General features: G+C 58.7%; 17 protein-coding genes and 2 tRNA genes. 8 read left to right on the forward strand and 11 right to left on the reverse strand.

The window, feature by feature from the left end; genetic code table 11:
* Window positions 1-150: 150 nt before the first annotated feature.
* Entirely contained in the window at window positions 151-2,742 is a 2,592-nt protein-coding gene (acnB, locus tag INR99_RS09995; RefSeq protein WP_194116208.1) for a bifunctional aconitate hydratase 2/2-methylisocitrate dehydratase, read from the reverse strand.
* Window positions 2,743-3,015: 273 nt separating this feature from the next.
* Here acnB and gcvA point away from each other — a divergent pair, with 273 nt between their 5' ends.
* A complete protein-coding gene (gcvA, locus tag INR99_RS10000) occupies window positions 3,016-3,891 on the forward strand; it encodes a transcriptional regulator GcvA (RefSeq protein ID WP_194116209.1) in 876 nt (291 codons plus the stop codon).
* Between the two features lie 145 nt (window positions 3,892-4,036).
* On the opposite strand, the gene INR99_RS10005 is transcribed toward gcvA, so the two are convergent.
* The 8 genes from INR99_RS10005 to INR99_RS10040 form a co-directional block, all read right to left on the reverse strand.
* Window positions 4,037-5,890 carry a peptidyl-prolyl cis-trans isomerase gene (locus INR99_RS10005; protein WP_194116210.1) on the reverse strand — a complete coding sequence of 618 codons (1,854 nt, stop codon included), beginning with the start codon at window positions 5,888-5,890 and terminating at the stop codon, window positions 4,037-4,039.
* Between the two features lie 122 nt (window positions 5,891-6,012).
* Window positions 6,013-6,089: transfer RNA gene (locus INR99_RS10010), tRNA-Asp, on the reverse strand.
* Window positions 6,090-6,190: 101 nt separating this feature from the next.
* Window positions 6,191-6,463, reverse strand: coding sequence for an HU family DNA-binding protein (locus INR99_RS10015; RefSeq protein WP_028451057.1), 273 nt, complete (start codon window positions 6,461-6,463; stop codon window positions 6,191-6,193).
* Window positions 6,464-6,545: 82 nt separating this feature from the next.
* The gene (lon, locus tag INR99_RS10020; protein ID WP_194116211.1) at window positions 6,546-8,963 is read right to left on the reverse strand and encodes an endopeptidase La; all 2,418 of its coding nucleotides are present in this window, start codon (window positions 8,961-8,963) and stop codon (window positions 6,546-6,548) included.
* A 106-nt stretch (window positions 8,964-9,069) separates the two neighbouring features.
* Complete coding sequence (gene clpX, locus INR99_RS10025; protein WP_194116212.1) at window positions 9,070-10,335, reverse strand: ATP-dependent Clp protease ATP-binding subunit ClpX; 1,266 nt, start codon at window positions 10,333-10,335, stop codon at window positions 9,070-9,072.
* A 93-nt stretch (window positions 10,336-10,428) separates the two neighbouring features.
* A complete protein-coding gene (gene clpP / locus INR99_RS10030; RefSeq protein ID WP_194116213.1) occupies window positions 10,429-11,049 on the reverse strand; it encodes an ATP-dependent Clp endopeptidase proteolytic subunit ClpP in 621 nt (206 codons plus the stop codon).
* Window positions 11,050-11,075: 26 nt separating this feature from the next.
* Window positions 11,076-12,383 carry a trigger factor gene (gene tig, locus INR99_RS10035; RefSeq protein ID WP_194116214.1) on the reverse strand — a complete coding sequence of 436 codons (1,308 nt, stop codon included), beginning with the start codon at window positions 12,381-12,383 and terminating at the stop codon, window positions 11,076-11,078.
* 93 nt (window positions 12,384-12,476) lie between these two features.
* Window positions 12,477-12,561, reverse strand: a tRNA-Leu gene (locus INR99_RS10040).
* 187 nt (window positions 12,562-12,748) lie between these two features.
* On the opposite strand from INR99_RS10040, the gene INR99_RS10045 reads away from it, so the two are divergent.
* Window positions 12,749-13,087, forward strand: a complete 339-nt coding sequence (locus tag INR99_RS10045) for a P-II family nitrogen regulator (RefSeq protein WP_028451052.1) — start codon at window positions 12,749-12,751, stop codon at window positions 13,085-13,087.
* Between the two features lie 127 nt (window positions 13,088-13,214).
* On the opposite strand, the gene INR99_RS10050 is transcribed toward INR99_RS10045, so the two are convergent.
* Together INR99_RS10050 and nudB are read right to left on the reverse strand one after the other, a co-directional pair.
* Window positions 13,215-14,180: a D-2-hydroxyacid dehydrogenase gene (locus tag INR99_RS10050; RefSeq protein ID WP_194116215.1), complete on the reverse strand. Its 966-nt coding sequence runs from the start codon at window positions 14,178-14,180 to the stop codon at window positions 13,215-13,217.
* A gap of 58 nt (window positions 14,181-14,238) precedes the next feature.
* Window positions 14,239-14,682 (reverse strand): dihydroneopterin triphosphate diphosphatase, encoded by a 444-nt coding sequence (nudB, locus tag INR99_RS10055; RefSeq protein WP_194116216.1) that lies wholly within the window; start codon window positions 14,680-14,682, stop codon window positions 14,239-14,241.
* Between the two features lie 22 nt (window positions 14,683-14,704).
* On the opposite strand from nudB, the gene INR99_RS10060 reads away from it, so the two are divergent.
* The 6 genes from INR99_RS10060 (at window position 14,705) to ccoS (ending at window position 20,943) form a co-directional block, all read left to right on the forward strand.
* The gene (locus INR99_RS10060) at window positions 14,705-15,925 is read left to right on the forward strand and encodes an aminotransferase class V-fold PLP-dependent enzyme (RefSeq protein ID WP_194116217.1); all 1,221 of its coding nucleotides are present in this window, start codon (window positions 14,705-14,707) and stop codon (window positions 15,923-15,925) included.
* Entirely contained in the window at window positions 15,922-16,371 is a 450-nt protein-coding gene (locus INR99_RS10065; RefSeq protein WP_194116218.1) for a SufE family protein, read from the forward strand. Before INR99_RS10060 ends, INR99_RS10065 begins: the two co-directional genes overlap by 4 nt.
* A gap of 140 nt (window positions 16,372-16,511) precedes the next feature.
* On the forward strand, window positions 16,512-17,258 hold the full coding sequence (locus INR99_RS10070; protein ID WP_228098192.1) for a basic amino acid ABC transporter substrate-binding protein: 747 nt from the start codon (window positions 16,512-16,514) through the stop codon (window positions 17,256-17,258).
* An 85-nt stretch (window positions 17,259-17,343) separates the two neighbouring features.
* Window positions 17,344-18,204: an HDOD domain-containing protein gene (locus INR99_RS10075; RefSeq protein WP_194116220.1), complete on the forward strand. Its 861-nt coding sequence runs from the start codon at window positions 17,344-17,346 to the stop codon at window positions 18,202-18,204.
* A 127-nt stretch (window positions 18,205-18,331) separates the two neighbouring features.
* Window positions 18,332-20,764 (forward strand): heavy metal translocating P-type ATPase, encoded by a 2,433-nt coding sequence (locus tag INR99_RS10080; RefSeq protein WP_194116221.1) that lies wholly within the window; start codon window positions 18,332-18,334, stop codon window positions 20,762-20,764.
* Window positions 20,764-20,943 carry a cbb3-type cytochrome oxidase assembly protein CcoS gene (gene ccoS, locus INR99_RS10085; RefSeq protein ID WP_194116222.1) on the forward strand — a complete coding sequence of 60 codons (180 nt, stop codon included), beginning with the start codon at window positions 20,764-20,766 and terminating at the stop codon, window positions 20,941-20,943. Before INR99_RS10080 ends, ccoS begins: the two co-directional genes overlap by 1 nt.
* Window positions 20,944-21,039 lie beyond the last annotated feature (96 nt).

The following is a 21,039-nucleotide window of genomic DNA, read 5'->3' on the forward strand; positions in this document are numbered from 1 at the left end:
GGTGCGACAAACAAGTTGAGGCATGCGCCGCCATCTAAATACATCACCATGTATACACATGAATACATTGGCATTATTTAAATTCAGGCATATACCCATAAAAAACAACCCCGCCACGGCGGGGTTGTTTCCGGAGCAAACCAGGGGCTATTACACCGTGACCTTGGCGGCTTCGGCCTGGTAGCTGTCCATCTCGTTGAAGTTCATGTACTTGTAAACTTCAGCGCCCTTCTCGTTGATGATGCCGATGTCAGCCATGTATTCCTCGCGGGTCGGGATCCGGCCCAGACGGGAAGCGATGGCAGCCAGCTCAGCCGAGCTCAGATACACATTGGTGTTCTTGCCCAGACGGTTCGGGAAGTTGCGCGTCGAGGTCGATACCACGGTTGCACCCTCGCGCACCTGGGCCTGGTTACCCATGCACAGCGAGCAACCCGGCATTTCCATGCGGGCGCCAGCGCGACCGAGAATGCCGTAATAGCCTTCTTCGGTCAGCTGCTGCGCATCCATCTTGGTCGGCGGAGCAATCCACAGACGAGTCGGGATGTCGGACTTGCCATCCAGCAGCTTGCCGGCAGCACGGAAGTGACCGATGTTGGTCATGCAGGAACCGATAAACACTTCGTCGATCTTGGTACCAGCGACATCAGCCAGGGTCTTCACGTCATCCGGATCGTTCGGGCAGGCCAAGATCGGCTCGACGATTTCGTTCATGTCGATTTCGATGACCGCAGCGTACTCGGCATCGGCATCCGCCTTCAGCAGCTCGCCCTTGGCAATCCAGTCTTCCATGGCCTTGATACGGCGGGCCAGTGTCTTGGCATCGCCATAGCCGTTGGCAATCATCGACTTCAGCAGCACGATGTTGGACTGCAGGTATTCAACCACCGGCTCGCGGTTCAGCTGCACGGTACAACCGGCGGCAGAACGCTCGGCCGACGCATCGGTCAACTCGAAGGCTTGCTCCACCTTCAGATCCGGCAGACCTTCGATTTCCAGGATGCGACCGGAGAAGATGTTCTTCTTGCCGGCCTTGGCCACGGTCAGCAGACCCGCCTTGATCGCATAGAACGGAATCGCGTTCACCAGATCGCGCAGGGTAATCCCCGGCTGCATGGTGCCCTTGAAGCGCACCAGCACCGATTCCGGCATGTCGAGCGGCATCACGCCGGTCGCAGCTCCGAAAGCCACCAGACCGGAACCGGCCGGGAAGGAAATGCCGATCGGGAAACGGGTGTGCGAATCACCACCGGTACCGACGGTATCAGGCAGCAGCATGCGGTTGAGCCAGGAGTGGATCACGCCATCGCCCGGGCGCAGGGATACGCCGCCACGGTTGCGGATGAATTCCGGCAGTTCGTGATGCATCTTCACGTCCACCGGCTTCGGATAGGCGGCGGTGTGACAGAAAGACTGCATAACCAGATCGGCGGAGAAGCCCAGACAAGCCAGGTCTTTCAGTTCGTCACGGGTCATCGGGCCGGTGGTGTCCTGCGAGCCAACCGAAGTCATGCGCGGTTCGCAATAGGTGCCCGGACGCACACCCTGGCCTTCCTGCAGACCACAGGCACGGCCAACCATCTTCTGCGCCAGGCTGAAGCCCTTGCTGGACTCGGCCGGAGCTTGCGGCAGACGGAATTCGGTGGAGGCAGGCAGCCCCAGGGCTTCACGCGCCTTGGCGGTCAGCGAACGGCCGATAATCAGGTTGATACGGCCACCGGCACGGACTTCGTCCAGCAGCACATCAGACTTGAGCTTGAATTCGGCAGCAACGGCGCCGTCCTTCTCGATCTTGCCGGCGTACGGGTAGATGTCGATCACGTCGCCCAGTTCGAACTTGGACACGTCCACTTCGATCGGCAGCGCGCCGGAGTCTTCCTGGGTATTGAAGAAGATCGGAGCAATCTTGCCGCCGAGGCAGACACCGCCAAAACGCTTGTTCGGCACGAAGGGGATGTCTTCACCGGTCCACCAGATGACCGAGTTGGTCGCAGACTTGCGCGAAGAACCGGTACCGACCACGTCACCCACGTAGGCAACCAGATTGCCTTTCTTCTTCAGTTCTTCGATCAGCGCGATCGGGCCGCGCTTGCCGTCGTCTTCCGGCTTGAAGGCGGCATCCGGGCGGGTATTCTTGAGCATGGCCAGGCCATGCAGCGGGATATCCGGGCGGCTCCAGGCATCCGGCGCCGGCGACAGATCGTCGGTATTGGTTTCGCCCGGAACCTTGAACACGGTCACGGTAATTTTTTCCGGCACGGCCGGACGGCTGGTGAACCACTCGGCATCTGCCCAGCTTTGCAGTACGGCCTTGGCGTTGGCATTACCGGCGTCGGCCAGTTCCTTCACGTCATGGAAGTAGTCGAACATCAGCAGGGTCTTTTTCAGACCTTCTGCCGCCACGGCGCCCACTTCGGCATCACCCAGCAGATCGATCTGCGGTTTGATGTTGAAGCCGCCCAGCATGGTACCGAGCAGCTCGGTCGCGAGGCTGCGCGAAATCAGCTTACAGGAATCGCTACCCTTGGCGACGGCGGCCAGGAAGGCGGCCTTGACCTTGGCGGCATCGTCCACGCCCGGCGGAACGCGGTTGGTGATCAGGTCAACCAGGAATTCTTCTTCACCGGCCGGCGGATTTTTCAGCAGCTCGACCAGTTCGGATACTTGCTGCGCGGTCAGTGGCAGCGGCGGGATACCAAGAGCGGCACGCTCGGCGACGTGCTGGCGATAGGCTTCAAGCATGATTCTCGATCCTTCGGGTAAGGAGTGGCAAACAAGGCGCCAACCGCTGTCATGGGCTGGCACCTGCTGTATTGCCGTCGCCTGTCTAGCGCAGGCGTCGGCGGAGCAATCGACGCGACGATGTTACGCCCAATTGCCCCAAGGAACAAACGAGTAATCGCCACACAGCATGTGAGATATACTCACAGCCATTCGTTCGATAGTTTTTACTGCAGGCGAATGAAAACGCGAGTAGCCCCAGCAAACCCGAGTTCCAATTAGTCACAGCACAGCATGAGCCAGACACTCCCCCCCTTGAATGCCCTGCGCGCCTTCGAAGCTGCAGCACGCCTGAACAGCTTTTCGCTGGCTGCAAATGAACTGCACGTTACGCACGGCGCGATCAGCAAGCAGATCCGGCACCTCGAAGACTGGCTGGGGCAAGCCCTTTTCGAGCGCCATGGCGGTCGCGTGAAACTGAGCGAAACCGGCTGGCGCTATCTGGTACAGATCCAGGACAGCTTTGACATCATCAGTAGCGCCACCTCGCAATTGCGCGAACCGGTGGTACAACGGCGCCTGACGATCAACTCGACACCGACCCTGGCGATGCGCTGGCTACTGCCGCGGCTGCAGCACTTCCGCGCTGCCAATCCCGATATCGAATTGCGGATTGCCACCTCTGATCGCGACATCAGCCGGCTGGAAAGCCCTTTTGACATCGCGATTCGCCGCGGCCCCGGTGACTGGCCGGGCTTTGTCAGTCACCCTTTCCTGCAGGAATGGGAGCTCCCGCTCTGCCATCCGCAACTGCTCGAGCACAATCCGATCCGTGAGCCTGCCGATCTGGCTCGGCACACCCTGCTGATTGCCGATACACGTCCGGCCGCCTGGCCCCGCTGGCTGACACTGGCCGGGATTCCCGACCTCAAGCCCGCAGCCACGCTGGAATTCGACCATTTCTATCTTGCACTGCAGGCTGCGATTGATGGACTAGGGATCGCGCTGGGCCCACTGCCGATGATGCAGCAGGAACTGGATAACGGTGCGCTCTGTGCGCCACTGGCCAGCCCGGTAGCGCCAGTACGAGGCTATTGCTGGATCGTGCCACGCAATCTGATGGAAGACCCTGCAGTCAGTGCATTCTGCAGCTGGCTGGAAGCGCAGTAAGTATACACCATACCGTATACACTAAAAATCATTGCCAAATAACACCCTCAGCGACATACCCACCATACACATAAGCATCGCACCGATTGGCTCCGCAAATGACAAAGCCGCCCAAGGGCGGCTTTGTCATGGCACGTCAGGCAGATTACTCGGCCTTGGCCGCCTTGGCGACCGGCACCTTCACTTCATAGCGAGTCTTGAGCGCATCCAGATAGGCAAAAGCCTCGCGATTGGCCAGCTGCCGCTGCAGCATGGCAGCAAATTGCTGGCGGGTCTGGGCATTCAATTCCGCAGCTGGTGTTACTTTGTTCACACGCACCAGCAGGTAGCCCTGACCCGGCACTTCGGCACCCACGTACGCGGGCAGCTTGCCTGCATCAACCTTGAAGATCTCCTTCACCGGACCACCTGCCTGCCCATTCAAATCCTGACGCACAGGCTTGCTTTCACCCCAAGTCAGCGCCATGGCAGAGCCCGACTGCAGCTGCTTGAGCTTCGCCTCACCATCCTGCTTGGCCAGCGCAACCGCCTTGTCCTGCTTGAGCATCTGCTCAATCACCGGCTTCACTTCATCCAGCTTGTGCTGCTGCTCCGGCTTGTGCTCCAGCACACGCGCAGCAATGAACATTCCCGGCGCCACTTCGATCGCGGAGGTGTTCTGCTTGTTCTTCAGCACATCGTCGGCAAAGACGGCCTCGATCAGTTTCGGGTTGTTCAGCTGCTGATCCTGCGCACCCTTGCGAGTCAGCCAGTTACTGCTTAGAACAGTCAGCTGGAACTTGTCAGCAGCAGGCTTGAGACTACCGCCTTCCTGATAGAGGAACTCGTTCAGCTCTTCGATCTTCTTCTGTACTTGTTCCTGGGCCGCCTGGTTCTTCAAGCGCCCCTCGATCTCCGGACGCACGTCGGCGAGCTGGCGAGCCTTGATGTCCTCAACCAGCAGGATGCTCAGGCCTTGCGGGCCTTCGACCAGATCGCTGACCTGCCCCTTGGCCAGCTTGAATGCAGCGGCATCAAAGTCGGCATTCTGGCTAACCCCCTTGGCGAGATAGCCGAGATCACCACCATTGGCCGCAGACAGCGCATCCTGCGACTTCTGCTTGGCGACATTGGCAAAATCGGCCGGGTTCTTTTTCAACTGTGCCAGCACTGCTTCGGCATCCTTGCGAACGGCCGCCTTGGCATCTGCGGAGGCATTAGCCGGGTAATTCAGCTGGATCAGGCGAATCTTGCGCTCTTCCTTGGCCAGCTCGCTGCGATGCTCCTCGAAGTACTTGGCCACATCAGCCTCGTTCACCGAGGCCGCCTCGGCGAACTTCTGTGCACTGAGCGTTACGTAGTCGATGCGCACCATCTCCGGCGACTTGAATTTGGCCTGGTTGGCACCGTAGTACTTGCTGATCTCGTCATCGCTGACCGTAGCCTTGGCGAGGTAATCCTGCCCCGGCAGGGTCACGACCGACACCTCGCGGGTTTCGCCCAGAATACGGTTCAGCAGATCCAGCGAAGCATTGCTGACAAAACCAGAGGCAAAAATGGGCTGCAGCAACTGATTGATCAGAACATCCTTGCGCACACTCTCATCATACTGGTCAGCCGTCATGCGGCGCGCCTCGAGTTGCTGCTTGTAAAGTACCTGGATTTCTTCCGTTGTCGGACTGGGCTTGCCGCTGCTCATTGCCAACCCCTTCGCAATCAGGCCCGCGAGATCGGACTGGCTGATCGCCAGCCCTTGCTCTTTGGCCTCAACCGTGAGCAGGCGCTGCTGGATCAATTGCTCGACAATCTGGGCCTTCTCGGCGTCCGGCACTGGCTGCCCCTGCGTGGCAACCGCAAAGTCATAAGGAGTGATCTTGGACCCGGCGACTTTGGCCAGATAGCCTTCGTTGTCGGACATCGCACCGTAACCGGTCACACCGGCGGTAACGATCAGCCCCAGAGAGACAGCACCCAGCAGCACTTGCGCTGCCGTCTTGTGATTTTGGACGTAGTCGAACATTGCGTATAGCACTCCCCTGCTTTTGTGCAGGCATCTTGCCAGATAACGGAACCGCTGTCTGCTATCCGTGTAAGCAAGTCGGAAAATCAAAAGGGCAAACCGAAGTTTGCCCTTGGAGAAACTGGCGGAGCGGACGGGGCTCGAACCCGCGACCCCCGGCGTGACAGGCCGGTATTCTGACCAACTGAACTACCGCTCCGGAACCGGCAAGCGCCTTGCCGGACAGGTACCGCCAAAACAGGCAGACCCGTTCACTCGCCGCCGCCCGTGCAGCCTTGGGCGCTCAGGCGGCGACGGGGATTACTGTACAGCGTCCTTCAGCGACTTGCCAGCGCGGAACTTCGGTTGCTTGGCAGCTTCGATCTTGATGGATTCGCCGGTGCGCGGGTTGCGGCCGGTGCGAGCTTCACGCTCGGCTACATAGAAAGAGCCGAAGCCGACGAGGGTTACTTCCTGGCCGCCTTGCAGAGCACCAGTGATAGCCTCAATCGTAGCGTCCAGAGCTTTACCGGCAGCGGCCTTGGACAGACCTGCGGATTCGGCGATAGCGTCGATCAGTTCCGATTTGTTCACTTACATCCCCTTCGTATTGGTTGAATTTATTCAGTCAGCCGATTGCTCAGCCTTTATATCAAGCAGCAAAAAACAGTGTCAACTAGTGTTTGGTGCTATGTGTTCCCGTTTCCACGGCTGGCTTGTCAGCGGAAGATTCAAGAGCGGCTTCCGCCTCGGCCAGAGGCAAAGGCTGCGACTCCAGCGCCAGTGATAGTACCTGATCAATCCATTTGACGGGATGAATTTTCAGGCCACGCTTCACGTTGTCAGGGATTTCCGCAAGGTCCTTGGCATTCCCCTCGGGAATCAGCACATGCTTGATCCCGCCGCGCAACGCTGCAAGAAGCTTTTCTTTCAAACCGCCAATCGGCAATACTTCGCCGCGCAGCGTGATTTCACCAGTCATGGCAACATCACAGCGCACCGGAATGCCGGTAAGGATCGATGTCAGCGCCGTTGTTATGGCAATACCGGCAGATGGCCCATCCTTGGGGGTAGCCCCCTCGGGCAGATGGATATGAATGTCGTGCTTCTCATAGAAGCCCGGATCAATCCCCAGTGTCGAAGCTCGGGCACGCACCACCGACAGAGCGGCCTGAATCGACTCCTGCATGACCTCGCCCAGCTGGCCGGTCTGAATCATCTTACCCTTGCCGGCGAACTTGACCGCCTCGATGGTCAGCAATTCACCGCCCACCTCGGTCCAAGCCAGACCGGTAACCTGACCCACCTGATTCTGCTTCTCGGCCTGACCGAAATCATAACGGCGCACACCCAGATATTTGTCCAAGCCCTTGGCCGTGACCGTCAGTGTCTTGTCGCTCGGCTTAAGCAGCAACGCCTTGACCACCTTGCGGCAGATTTTGGCGATCTCGCGATCGAGGCTGCGCACCCCCGCTTCCCGGGTGTAATAGCGAATGATCTCGCGCACGGCCGATTCCTGAACGACCATCTCGCCCTCTTTCAGGCCATTGGCCTTCATCTGCTTGGGCACCAGATACTTGAGCGCAATATTGACCTTCTCGTCTTCGGTATATCCCGCGAGCCGAATCACTTCCATGCGATCCAGAAGCGCCGCAGGAATATTCAAGGAATTGGCTGTCGCCACAAACATCACGTCGGACAGATCGTATTCGACTTCCAGATAATGATCGCTGAACGCGTGATTCTGCTCCGGATCAAGCACCTCGAGCAGTGCAGACGAGGGATCACCCCGGAAATCCTGGCCAAGCTTGTCAACCTCATCAAGCAGGAACAGCGGATTTTTCACACCAACCTTGTTCATGCTCTGGAGAATCTTGCCCGGCATGGACCCGATATAGGTACGGCGATGCCCGCGAATTTCAGCCTCGTCACGCACACCGCCCAGCGCCATGCGCACAAACTTGCGATTGGTTGCGCGTGCAATGGATTCACCCAGCGAGGTTTTACCCACACCCGGAGGTCCGACCAGACACAGGATCGGACCCTTCAGCTTCTCGACGCGCTGCTGCACGGCGAGATATTCGACAATGCGTTCCTTGACTTTGTCCAGACCATAATGGTCCGCATCAAGCACCGTCTCGGCCTCGGCAAGATCCTTGCTGATTTTGGTCTTCTTTTTCCAGGGCAGACCAACAATCGTCTCAATGTAATTGCGTACCACCGTCGCTTCAGCGGACATTGGCGACATCATGCGCAATTTTTTCAGCTCGCCCTCGGCCTTTTCTCGGGCTTCCTTGCTCATGCCCACCGTCTTGATGCGCTTTTCCAGCTCATCCAGATCGGCATTTTCATCCAGCTCACCCAATTCCTTCTGGATGGCCTTGACCTGTTCGTTCAGGTAGTACTCGCGCTGGCTCTTCTCCATCTGGCGCTTGACACGACCACGGATACGCTTTTCGACCTGCAGGATATCCAGCTCTGCCTCCAGCTGCTTCAGCAGGTGATCCATGCGATCCTTGACCGATGGCATTTCCAGCACTACCTGCTTCTGCTCGAGCTTGAGGGGCAAGTGCGCGGCAACGGTATCTGCCAGACGACTGGCCGACTCGATACCGGACAGCGAAGTGAGGATTTCCGGAGGGATTTTCTTGTTGAGCTTTACGTACTGGTCAAATTGGGCCAGCAAGGTACGGCGCATGGCCTCGGTCTCGTGACTGAGCTCGTCTTCCGGTGCCAGCGGCTCGGCCACGGCGCTGAAATAACCATCTTCCTCGGTCAAACCATGCAGACGGGCACGCTGACTCCCTTCCACCAGCACCTTGACCGTACCATCCGGCAGCTTGAGCAACTGCAGGACCGTAGCAATTGTCCCCACCTCATAGACATCTGCCAGAGCCGGCTCATCCTTGGCCGCATTTTTCTGGGCAGCCAGCAAAATCGGCGTACCGCTCTCGGTCGCCACTTCAAGGGCACGGATCGATTTGGGCCGCCCCACAAAGAGCGGAATAACCATATGGGGGAAAACCACCACGTCGCGCAAGGGCAACATGGGGAAAGAAACGGGATCGGAAGGCAGAACTTGGGGATCGGACATGGCAGGAAATACGAATCCGCGAAAAAGGTTACTCAAATAATGCGGGCTGGCTCGGCAAAATTCAATGCCAGGCCAGCCCCATCAGCGCGGAAAAACCGAAAACAACTCAGGCAGCCGAATCTGCCGGTACAAATACAGGCTTGGCACCAGCAGTCACCACTTCCTCGGCGACGACCACCTTGGCGACATCCTGCATGGCAGGCAACTCGTACATGGTATCCAGCAAGGTCTGCTCCATGATCGAACGCAAACCGCGTGCACCGGTCTTGCGCTCCATGGCCTTGCGGGCAATCGCCTTGAGCGTTTCAGGCGGCATTTCCAGTAGCACGTCTTCCATTTCGAACAATTTCTGGTATTGCTTGACCAGTGCGTTCTTGGGCTCCGACAGAATGGAAACCAGCGCCTCCTCATCCAGCTCGTCCAGCGTTGCCACGACCGGCAGGCGGCCGACAAACTCCGGAATCAAGCCGAAGCGGATCAAATCATCGGGCTCGACTTCATGCAGCACACTCACCGAGCTGGCTGCTTCATCCTTGCTCACCACTTCTGCACCGAAACCGATGCCGCCCTTGACCGAACGGTTGCGGATGATCTTGTTCAGACCTTCGAACGCGCCACCGCAAATGAACAGGATGTTGGTGGTATCAACCTGCGGCATATCCTGGTTCGGATGCTTGCGACCACCGTGCGGCGGCACCGAAGCAACGGTACCTTCGATCAGCTTCAGCAGCGCCTGCTGGACACCTTCTCCAGATACATCGCGAGTGATCGAGGGATTCTCGGACTTGCGGGCAATCTTGTCGATTTCATCGATATAAATAATGCCGCGCTGCGCCTTTTCGACATCGTGATCACATTGCGCCAGCAACTTGGCAATAATGTGCTCGACGTCTTCACCGACGTAACCAGCTTCAGTCAGTGTTGTGGCATCGGCCATCACGAAGGGCACATCCAGCAGGCGCGCCATGGTCTGAGCCAGCAGCGTCTTGCCCGAGCCGGTCGGCCCGATCAGCAGGATATTGGATTTCGACAGTTCAACACTTTCGTCATCCTTGATCTTTCCCTTGGTCGCCAGACGCTTGTAGTGGTTGTAAACCGCCACAGCGAGAATTTTTTTTGCACGCTCCTGCCCGATCACATACTGATCGAGCACATTGCGGATCTCCGTCGGCAGAGGCAGCTTCTTGCCGGAAGGAGTTTGGGCATCCTCGATGCCAATCTGGGCAATTTCGTCTTTCAGGATGTCATTGCACAGCTCGATACACTCGTTGCAGATGAATACCTGCGGACCTGCCACCAGCTTCACGACTTCATGCTGGCTTTTGCCGCAGAAAGAGCAATAGAGGAGTTTGTCGCTGTTTTTTTCGGACATGATGCTAATCACCCAAGCCTGCCCGAAACGGCAGGCTGTTCAGAAACAAACGCCGCCAGATCAACTGGCGGCGTGCTAAGGCGTTGGCCAGCCTCAGGCGGCTTGGCCGCCGCGAGAAACCAGCACTTCGTCGATCAGGCCGTAGGCCTTGGCCTCGGCTGATGACAGGAAATTGTCGCGATCAGTATCGCGCTCGATCGTTTCGACCGATTGACCAGTATGTTTCGCCAGCAATTCGTTGAGCTGACGCTTGGTCTTGATCAGCTCCTTGGCATGGATCTCGATATCCGAGGCCTGGCCAGCCAGACCACCAATCAGCGGCTGATGGATCATGATGCGGGAATTCGGCAAGGCAAAGCGCTTACCCTCGGCACCACCCGCCAGCAGGAACGCGCCCATGGAGGCTGCCATACCGATGCACAGCGTGGAAACCTGCGGCTTGATGAATTGCATGGTGTCGTAAATCGACATGCCGGCAGTCACCGAGCCACCCGGCGAATTGATATACAGATGGATGTCCTTGTCCGGATTTTCCGATTCAAGGAACAACAGCTGTGCCACCACGAGGTTGGCGGTCTGGTCATTGACCGGACCGACCAGGAATACGACCCGCTCTTTCAGCAGTCGCGAGTAGATATCATACGAGCGTTCGCCACGCCCGCTCTGCTCCACGACCATCGGGATATACCCGAGATTTTGCGGATCGAATTCCATTCAGTTACCTCGTTGTGTCAGTCAGATCAGCCTTGCTGGCCCATCAGGTCTTCAAAGCCCACGGCTTCGTCAGCAACCTTGGCACGCGCCAGCACGAATTCAACCACGTTGTCTTCCAGCGCCATCGACTCCGGGCCAGCCAGACGTTGGGCATCCTGGTAGTACCAGGCCACCACTTCAGCCGGATCTTCGTAATTCTGCGCCAGATCTTCAACGATCGCCTTGACCTGCTCCGGCTTGGCAACCAGCTCGTTAGCCTTGACCAGCTCGGCCAGCGCCAGACCCAGATGCACGCGGCGACGGGCTTGCGCCTCGAAGAATTGCGGGTTGAACGGTACCAACTTGGGGTCGATGCCACGCTGTTTCAAGTCAGCCTTCGCACCCTCGACCAGACGGCCGATTTCCAGACCGATCAGCGCCTTCGGCAGTTCCACCGGAGTCACCTCCAGCAGCGCATTCATCACGTTTTCCTTGGCGCGAGCCTTCAGGCGGAAGCGGACTTCGCGCTCGAGGTTGGAGCGCACTTCGGCACGCATCTTACCCAGATCGCCGTCTTCGATGCCGAGGCTCTTGGCGAAATCGGCATTCAGTTCCGGCAGCTTGGCTTCGGCAACATTCTTCACGGTAATGGAGAATACGGCAGTCTTGCCGGCGACATCCTTGCCGTGATAGTCCTCAGGGAACTTCACGTCAACATTCTTGGCTTCGCCTTCCTTCATGCCAACGACGCCCTGCTCGAAGTCCGGCAGCATCTGGCCCTTGCCGATCAGGAACGCATAGTTGTCGGCCTTGCCGCCTTCGAAGGCTTCGCCATCGATGGTTCCGGCGAAGTCGATGATCACACGATCACCTTCGGCTGCAGCACGCTCGACGCGCTCGAAGCGAGTACGTTGCTTGCGCAGGATCTCGACAGTCTTTTCCACTTCGGCATCGCTGACTTCCAGTACCGGCTTCTTGACTTCAGCAGCAGCCAGATCGCCGATCTGCACTTCCGGATAAACCTCGAAGGTCGCCACAAATTCGAACTGGTCAGCAGACGGCTCGCCATCCTTCGGCTCGAAGCGCGGATAGCCGGCAACCTGCAGATTCTGCTCGGTCACTGCTTCGGCAAAGGCGCGTTCGACGGTTTCACCCAGCACTTCTTCCTGTACGCGGAAGCCGTATTGCTGAGCCACGATGTTCAGCGGAGCCTTGCCCGGACGGAAACCGTCGATCTTGGCAGTCTTGGCTACGCGCTTGAGGCGGCCATCAACCTGCTTGGCGATTTCAGTACGCGGTACCGCGATGGCAAAGCGGCGCTCGAGGCCGGCCAGAGTTTCCAGTTGTGCTTGCATTTCTTAACTTTCCTCGAACTGTGATCCGCAAGCCGCAAAGGCTCTGCGTGAAAATCACCACAGGCTATGGGTTCAAAACAATCGAAAGAATTCTGGTGCGCGAGGGGGGACTCGAACCCCCACACCTTGCGGCGCTGGAACCTAAATCCAGTGCGTCTACCAATTTCGCCACCCGCGCAGATGTCTGATACCACCGGCGTTTCTGCCGGCGTTTACAACTAAGCCGTCGATTATAGGGTAAAGCCGCGCAGAAAAACAAACCCCACCTTGCAGACGCTTGGCGAGCCGTGCAGCGAGTGGCTATACTTTCCGCGCCGATCAACACAGTCAGAGACGGGTTATCAACCCGCCACCGCAGGACCGCCATGAAAAAAATCGAAGCCATCATCAAGCCGTTCAAACTCGACGAAGTGCGCGAATCGCTGTCGGAACTGGGCATCTCCGGCCTGACCGTCACCGAAGTAAAGGGTTTCGGGCGCCAGAAAGGTCACACCGAGCTCTATCGTGGCGCCGAATATGTCGTGGATTTCCTGCCCAAGGCCAAGATCGAAGTCGTCATCAGCGATGACAAGGTCGACGCGGCCATCGAGGCCATCATCAAGGCAGCTCACACCGGCAAGATCGGAGACGGCAAGATTTTTGTCACCCCGGTCGAGCATGTGGTACGCATCCGTACCGGCGAAACCAACGACGAAGCCGTCTAAGCTCGTTCCACTGCACAAGCCCGCCTTCACGGCGGGCTTTTGTGTATCCACCCAAACCGCGTCACACACATACCCACAGACGTATTTCCCGCATGATCAGGAAAACAAGGATCAAGAGGCCAATACGTCAAACCACGCAATTCTGCGGATTACCTGCCAGATATGCCGCGACATTATCGATCAGCTGGCCAGCCAGTCGTGACATGGTTTCCTGGCTCGCCCACGCCACATGCGGCGTCAGCAGCAGGTTGGGCAGATTGACCTCCAGCAGGGCATTGCCGGCACGTGGCGGCTCCTCGACCAGCACATCCAGCCCCGCACCAGCCAGACGGCCGGCCCGCAGCGCCTCCAACAGGGCGATTTCGTCAACCAGTCCGCCGCGCGAGGTATTGATGAGAATGCACGAGGGCTTGAGTTGCGCCAGCTCGTCACGGCCGATCAGATTGCGCGTCTGCGCAGTAAGTGGACAGTGCAGACTCAGCACATCGGCCTGTGCCAGCGCCTCGGCAAACGGCACATAACCTGAGCGTATCTGCTCGGCACCCTGGTGCTCGGCCCACACGATACGCATGCCGAAGGCCTCGGCCAGCCGCGCCGTTGCCTGCCCCAGCGCGCCACGCCCAAGCAGCACCAAGGTACTGCCGGCCAGATCGTGCATGGGCGCACCAAAGTGGCAGAATCCTTGCGCCCGCTGCCATGCTCCCGCCGCCAGATCGGCGCGATACGCCAGCAACTGCCGGCGCAAGACAAGCATCAGCATCAGCGCATGTTCAGGTACACCGGCGACCGCATAATCGCGGATATTGCACACCCGAATACCCCGCTGGCGGCATGCATCGAGATCGATGTTGTTGTACCCGGTCGCGGCCACAGCAACCAGACGCAGCGACGGTGCCGTATCTAGCAACTCCGACGTGACCGGCACCTTGTTGGTGACGCACACCGTCGCCGAACCCAGCCTTTGCAGCGCCTCTTGCGGTGTACTGCCCGGGTAATTTACCCAGCGGTGCGGCTGCGACAAACCGGGCAGTGGCACGGGAAGCGTGGCACTGTCCAGAAACACAATTTCGGGAACAACAGCATTATCACTCATGGGTATATCCGCCAAATCCATTCAAAATAAAGCCGCCAAACCCATACATGGCAACGTATCAATGCGCCAAGCGCACGGGCAGCATCCGGATGGCTTCGGCATTCGAAGGAGAGAACACCATTTCTGCGGCCTGCTGCCAGGGCACCCAGCGAAAGCGCCGATGCTCACGCGCGGACAAGCTCACCGCCTGTGCCTCAGGGATTTCCAGACTGAATACATGCTCGGTATTCGTCGTCACCCCTGGCGCATAACGATGCCGCCAGAGTTCGTAGATTTCAAAATCACTGCAGTACTGCCAGTCCCGCAGTACACCCTGCTCGGCTCGCAGGCCGGTCTCTTCGAGCACCTCGCGGCAGGCCGTCTGCCACAAGCTCTCGTCACCATCGCGGCCACCCGTGACACTTTGCCAGGCCTCGGTGAAATCGGTACGTTCCAGCAGCAGCACCTGCAGATCAGGCGTGTGCACGACAACGAGGACGGAAATCGGCTGTTTATAGTTCATCGCGGCATTATACAATTGCCCGATGGACTCACAACGCCCACCCTTGCGCACCCTGCCCGGCCGCGACCAATTCCCGCTACTGCAGGCGCAGCCGGAACTGATCTACCTCGACAGCGCGGCCACCAGCCAGAAGCCACTTGCCGTGCTGGACGCCGAGCGCGACTTCTACACCCGCGACTATGCCAATGTGCACCGCGGCAGCTACCAGCTCGCCGCACGCGCCACGGCCGCCTACGAAGGAGCCAGGGCGCGGGTCGCCCGTTTTCTGAATGCCGAGGCGGACGAAATCGTCTTTACCCGCGGCTGCACCGAAGCCATCAACCTCGTTGCAGCAAGCTGGGGCTGCTCACTCAAGGCTGGCGATGAAATTCTCGTGAGTACACTGGAACACCACGCCAACATCGTACCCTGGCAATTGCTGGCGGCACGCTGTGGCGCCATCGTCCGGCCGATTCCGCTCAATCAAGACGGCCAGATTGATCTGGCGGCCTTCCACCGGCTACTCGGCCCGCGAACCCGGCTACTGGCCATCACCCAGGCCGCCAACGCCACCGGCACTCGTCCGCCGCTCGCCGAAATACTGGCCGCAGCCCGCGCACATGGCGTGACCACGCTGGTCGATGGCGCTCAGGGCGTGGTCCATGACACGCACGACATGCAGGCACTAGGCGCGGATTTCTACGCCTTTTCCGGGCACAAGCTGTTTGGCCCGACCGGCATCGGCGTGCTGTACGGTCGCGGAGCACTACTGCAAGACATGCCGCCGTGGCAGGGCGGCGGCGAAATGATCGAAAGCGTCAGCTTTGACGGCACCCGCTTTGCCGAAGCCCCCCAGCGCTTCGAAGCAGGAACACCGCCCATCGCGCAGGCGGTGGGCCTGGCCGCCGCGCTGGACTGGCTCAGCCAGTACGACCTTGCCCACTGGGAGCTACACGAACTGGCACTGCAACACCAGCTGGAAGCAGGCTTGTCGCTCATGCAAGGCGTCCATGTCCTGGCCCGCCACACCGAGCGTGCGCCCATCAGTTCGTTGCACTTCTCCGGCGCCCACCCCTATGATGTCGCGCAGTTTCTCGATGCCCGCAGCATTGCGGCACGCGTGGGACAGCACTGCGCCCAGCCATTGCTGGCTCACCTCGGGGTCAGCAGCACCCTGCGCCTCTCTTTCGGCCCGCACAATACCACCAGCGACGTCGAGCAGGTACTCGCCGCACTGGCGGAAACCCTGGATCTGCTGGCATGACGGCGAACATCCCATTCCCCGCTCACCCTTTCGGCCAGCAGATCGATCAACACAACATTGAGCAGCGGCTGGCACAGGCCAACGGCTGGGAGGCCAAAAATCGTCTGTTGGTTCAGCTGGCGCGCGAACTCCCGGACTGGCCGGCAGAACTGCGCACACAGGAACGGCTCGTCAGCGGCTGCGAAAGCCGGGTCTGGTTGCATATCAGGGAAGACCGCGGGCACTTTCAGATCAGCGCCGACAGCGATTCCCGCATCGTGAAGGGACTACTGACACTGGTGCTGACGGCCTATCACGACAAAACCACCGGCGAGATTGCCAGTTTCGACCTGGAGCGATGGATCGAAAAGCTGGGCCTGCTGCGCTTTCTGTCTGCCTCGCGCGGTAACGGCCTGCGGGCCATCACGCGTGAAATCGTGCAACAGACACAATACCCACACCAGTAATCAATTCAAGGCCATATATATAAAGGCCTGCATGCGCATACCCATACAGCCATCATCTATGGCTACGTGTTTTCTCCGATTGCCGCGACGCAGTAGAACGTAGGATGCTCGCTGGGTACCCATCCACACCGGAGCAATTCATGCTGAACAAACTGACTTGCGGTCTGCTACTGGCCGCCAGCCTGCTGGGCACGTCGGCCGTCGCCGCAGAAAAAACCCTGACCGCCGGCACCGACGCCACCTTTGCGCCATTCGAAATGCTGAATGAAAAGCGCGAAATCATCGGCTTTGACGCAGAGCTGATCCAGGCCATTGCCGCCAAGGCCGGCCTGAAGGTAAAACTGGTCAACACGCCATGGGAAGGGCTGTTTGCCGGCCTGGCCAATGGCGAACGGGATCTGGTCATTGCCGCCGTCACCATCACGCCGGAACGCAAGCAGACCATGGATTTCAGCGAACCCTATTTCGAAGCCAAACAGCTGCTTGTCGTACCGGCCAGCAGCAAAATCACATCGCTCGCAGAACTGAAGGGCAGGAAAATCGGGGTACAAACCGGCACCACGGGTGACAGTGTAGCCCAGAAAGCTTTCGGCAAAACCAGCCCGAATATCCGCCGCTATGAAAGCATCCCGCTGGCCCTGACCGAGCTGAAGGATGGAGGCATCCAGGCCGTCGTGGCCGACAACGGCGTGGTACGCAACTACCTGCATAACAATCCGAATCTGAAACTGCGCACAATCGAAGACAACAGCTTTGCCAAAGAGTATTACGGTATCGCCGTCAAGAAAGGCAACAAAGCCCTGCTCGACAAGCTGAACCAGGGGCTTGCCGGCATCAAGGCTGACGGCAGCTACGCCCGCATCACCAGCAAGTATTTCGGCCAGTAAATCTGAGCCAGCCCTGGCGGCAATTGCCGCCGGGCATTCGGGCATCTATGCTGCAGTAACCCAGCCTTGCCTCGGCTACCACACCATGCAAAAAGCACTCGACCCGGCCGTCGCCGAACAACTGCTCAAGAATATTGTCATTCCGCCCCGCCCGGCCATTCTGGCCGAGCTGGATCGCGAGCAGCGCCGCGAAGAGCCGGACTTCGACCGTATCAGCCAGCTGATCAGCAGTGATCTGACCCTGTCCGCCGCGGTACTGAAAACCATCAACTCGCCATTGATGAAATTGCCGCAGAAGATTTCATCGGTAAATCACGCCCTGCAGCTGCTGGGACTCAATAACGTCTGCAACATTGTCCAGGGTCTGTCGCTCGGACACATCATGCCGAAAAAGCCCGGAGCACAGCTCGAGCAATTCTGGGAAAGCTCGAACCGCATCGCCATGATCAGCGCCTATCTCGCCGGCGGCATCCACGGCATCAGCGAAGATGAAGCTCACACCTTCGGCATGTTCCACAACTGCGGCCAGCCCCTGATGGCCGCACGCTATGGCAATTATCCGGAATCGATGCGCAAGGGCGAGCGCATGTCGCGAGAAGAATTCATCGCTCTGGAGATCAGTCGTCACAACACCAGCCACAATGTCGTCGGCTACCTGCTGGCGCGGGCATGGCTACTGCCCGAGCCAATGACGCTGGCCATCCTGAACCACCACGATTACGCCATCTTCGACCACCCCGAAGACGGTGACTGGCACCACGTCTGCACACTGATTGCGATCGCCAGTCTGTCCGAGCACATTTTCAAGATGTATGTAAAGCAGTTCGAGCACGTCGAATGGCGACTCATCGAGCCCAAGCTCCTCAATCATCTGGCGCTGGAGCTGGAAGAATTCGAAGACATGGTCGACGCGGTTCACGACATGCTGATCAACGATTCCAATTAAGACGCGCACATATAGGCCGCCACAAAACCTACAGCTGGTCGCTAACGACATCCAACCTGCGCCCCCCGTTAGCTGCCAGCACTGAATCTGCAGCCGCAACCCGGCACGGCTGAGGTAGAATCCGCGCATGTCTCAAGCCGCCTGTTTTCATTGCACGGAACCCGTAGCGGAAACTGCCAAGTTCCCTGTCAACTACCGTGAACAAACTCACCCTTGTTGTTGCGCCGGCTGCCAAGCCATCGCCCAGACGATCATCGACAGCGGACTGGGGCGCTACTACGACGACCGTACCGATGCAGCCACCCAGGCCAACCCGTTACCGGCAGAAGTGCTTGAGCAGATCCGCCTGTACGACGACGAAGCAATGCAGCGCAACTTCGTCGATCAGTCCGGCGAGGCAAGCCGCGAAGCTCATCTCTTGCTCGAAGGCATCACCTGCGCCGCCTGCATCTGGCTGAACGAGCAGCACATCGGGCGCCTGCAGGGCGTACAACTGGTCAGCATCAACTACACAACCCATCGGGCGCGGATACGCTGGAACCCAGCTCAGATCAAGCTCTCCGAAATCCTTGAGGCGATTGCCGCAATCGGATATCGCGCAACACCTTACGACCATGCGAGAGCAGAAGCCGCCTGGCAGAAACGGCACAAACAGGCTCAGTTCCGGCTATGGACAGCTGGTCTGTCGATGATGCAGGTAATGATGTTCGCGGTTCCCGTCTACCTGGCCGAACCCGGAGATATTGCCCCACAGTGGCTACTGATGATGAACTGGGCCAGCATGCTGCTCACGCTGCCGGTAGTACTCTATTCCAGCTGGCCATTCTATCAATCTGCCTGGCGCGATCTCAAAGCACGCCGGGCCGGAATGGATCTCCCGGTCACCGTAGGAGTTCTCGCAGCCTTCATCGCCAGCCTCCCCCCTTTGTTAAGCGGGCGAGGTGAAGTCTATTTCGACTCGGTAACCATGTTCGTCTTTCTGCTGCTGGGCGGGCGTTATCTGGAAATGCGCGCCAGACAGCGGGCAGGTGCGGCAACCGAGCGACTGGTCAAGCTCATTCCTGCATTCACGCACCGGCTCAGCGAGACGGCTGACGGCCAACGCCTGGAGGAGTACCCCGTCAGCCAGCTCCGCCCGGGGGATCGGGTCGTATGCCGGCCCGGCGAAATAATACCGGCGGATGGAGTAATCATCGAAGGGCAAACCGAAGTCAACGAAGCCCTGCTCACCGGTGAAAGCACGCCCATCTGCAAGGCAGTCGACGACGAAGTCACTGGGGGTGCAAGCAACCTGCTTTCACCAATCACCATTCGCGTCAGCGAGGTCGGCGACCACACAAGACTAGCCGCGATAGTCCGCCTGCTCGACCGTGCCATGCAACACAAACCGCGACTGGCACAACTGGCTGACCGCATCTCCGGCTGGTTTGTCCTGATATTGCTGCTAGTAGCAGCTGCCACCTGGTGGTTCTGGCATCTGCATGACCCCATTCACGCCCTGCCCATCACCGTAGCCGTTCTGGTCATTTCCTGTCCCTGCGCCTTGTCTCTGGCGACCCCTGCGGCACTGGTCGCAGCAACCGGACACCTCGCGACCCACGGGATCCTGAGTCACCGTCCCGACAGCCTGGAAGATACTGCACAGATCACCGATATCGTTTTCGATAAAACCGGCACCCTGACATTAGGCCAGCCCGCATTGCAAGAGCAGATCATGCTCCACGGCTCTCCCCATCACGCCCGCGAGCTCGCTGCCGCGCTGGAGGCCACCTCCTCCCACCCGCTGGCAAAAGCCCTGCAACAAGAAGGCTGCACACCCGCGCAAGACATCACGTATTTGCCCGGCGGGGGCCTGACTGGCCTGATTGATGGAGAACCCTACTGGATCGGCCACCCCGACTTCATCCGGGCGAACTGCCCGGCACCCGAACCGGCACCCCTGCCATACGGAGGAACCGGAACAGTAGTCGTACTGGCTTCAGCCACGCACTGGCTGGCTCTGTTCATTCTGCAGGATCAATTGCGCGAAAATGCAGCCGCTGCAATCTCCAGGCTGCAACAGCTTGGCCTGAATGTACACTTGCTATCCGGTGACAATCGGCAAACTGTCGAGCATGTGGCCGGTTTGCTTGGCATTTCAAAGCATCGCGCGGCTGCCAGCCCCGAGCAGAAGCTCGACTATGTACAAAAACTACAACAGTCGGGACGGCGGGTGCTGATGCTGGGTGACGGGGTCAACGATGCCCCGGTGCTTGCTGCTGCCGAAGTTTCCATGGCAATGGGCAGCGGGGTCGATATCAGCCACGCCGCTGGCGACATGGTACTGCTAAATAACCAGCTAACCGGAGTCGTGACGCTGCTTGCACTCGCGCGCAAGACACGCAGCATAATTCGTCAGAATCTGGCGTGGGCACTATTGTACAATGCGGCCGCAATTCCTCTTGCTGCATGCGGTTATGTAACCCCCTGGATTGCCAGTGCCGGCATGGCCGCAAGTTCATTACTGGTCGTCATGAATGCACTGCGACTGACACGAGCCCGAACAGGAATGCAAAAATAATGGAAAGCCTCTACCTTCTCATTCCGCTTTCTGTTCTACTCGTATTTCTGATTGGCCTGATCTTCTGGTGGTCTGTCCGCAGCGGACAATTTGACGATCTCGAAGGCCCGGGCTGGCGCGTCCTGCAGGACGATGACAAGCCAGCCGACACAGCTGCCGAAACGAAAAAAAACAACTGACTGACCTTGTCCGGAAGAGTACAATCCGCCCCGTCAGAACCGGCAACTGAATTGACTTCGATCAATTCCCCATACAGCTAACAGGGTTATGCTCGC

The organism is Chitinilyticum piscinae (assembly GCF_015223195.1).
Taxonomy (GTDB): domain Bacteria; phylum Pseudomonadota; class Gammaproteobacteria; order Burkholderiales; family Chitinibacteraceae; genus Chitinilyticum; species Chitinilyticum piscinae.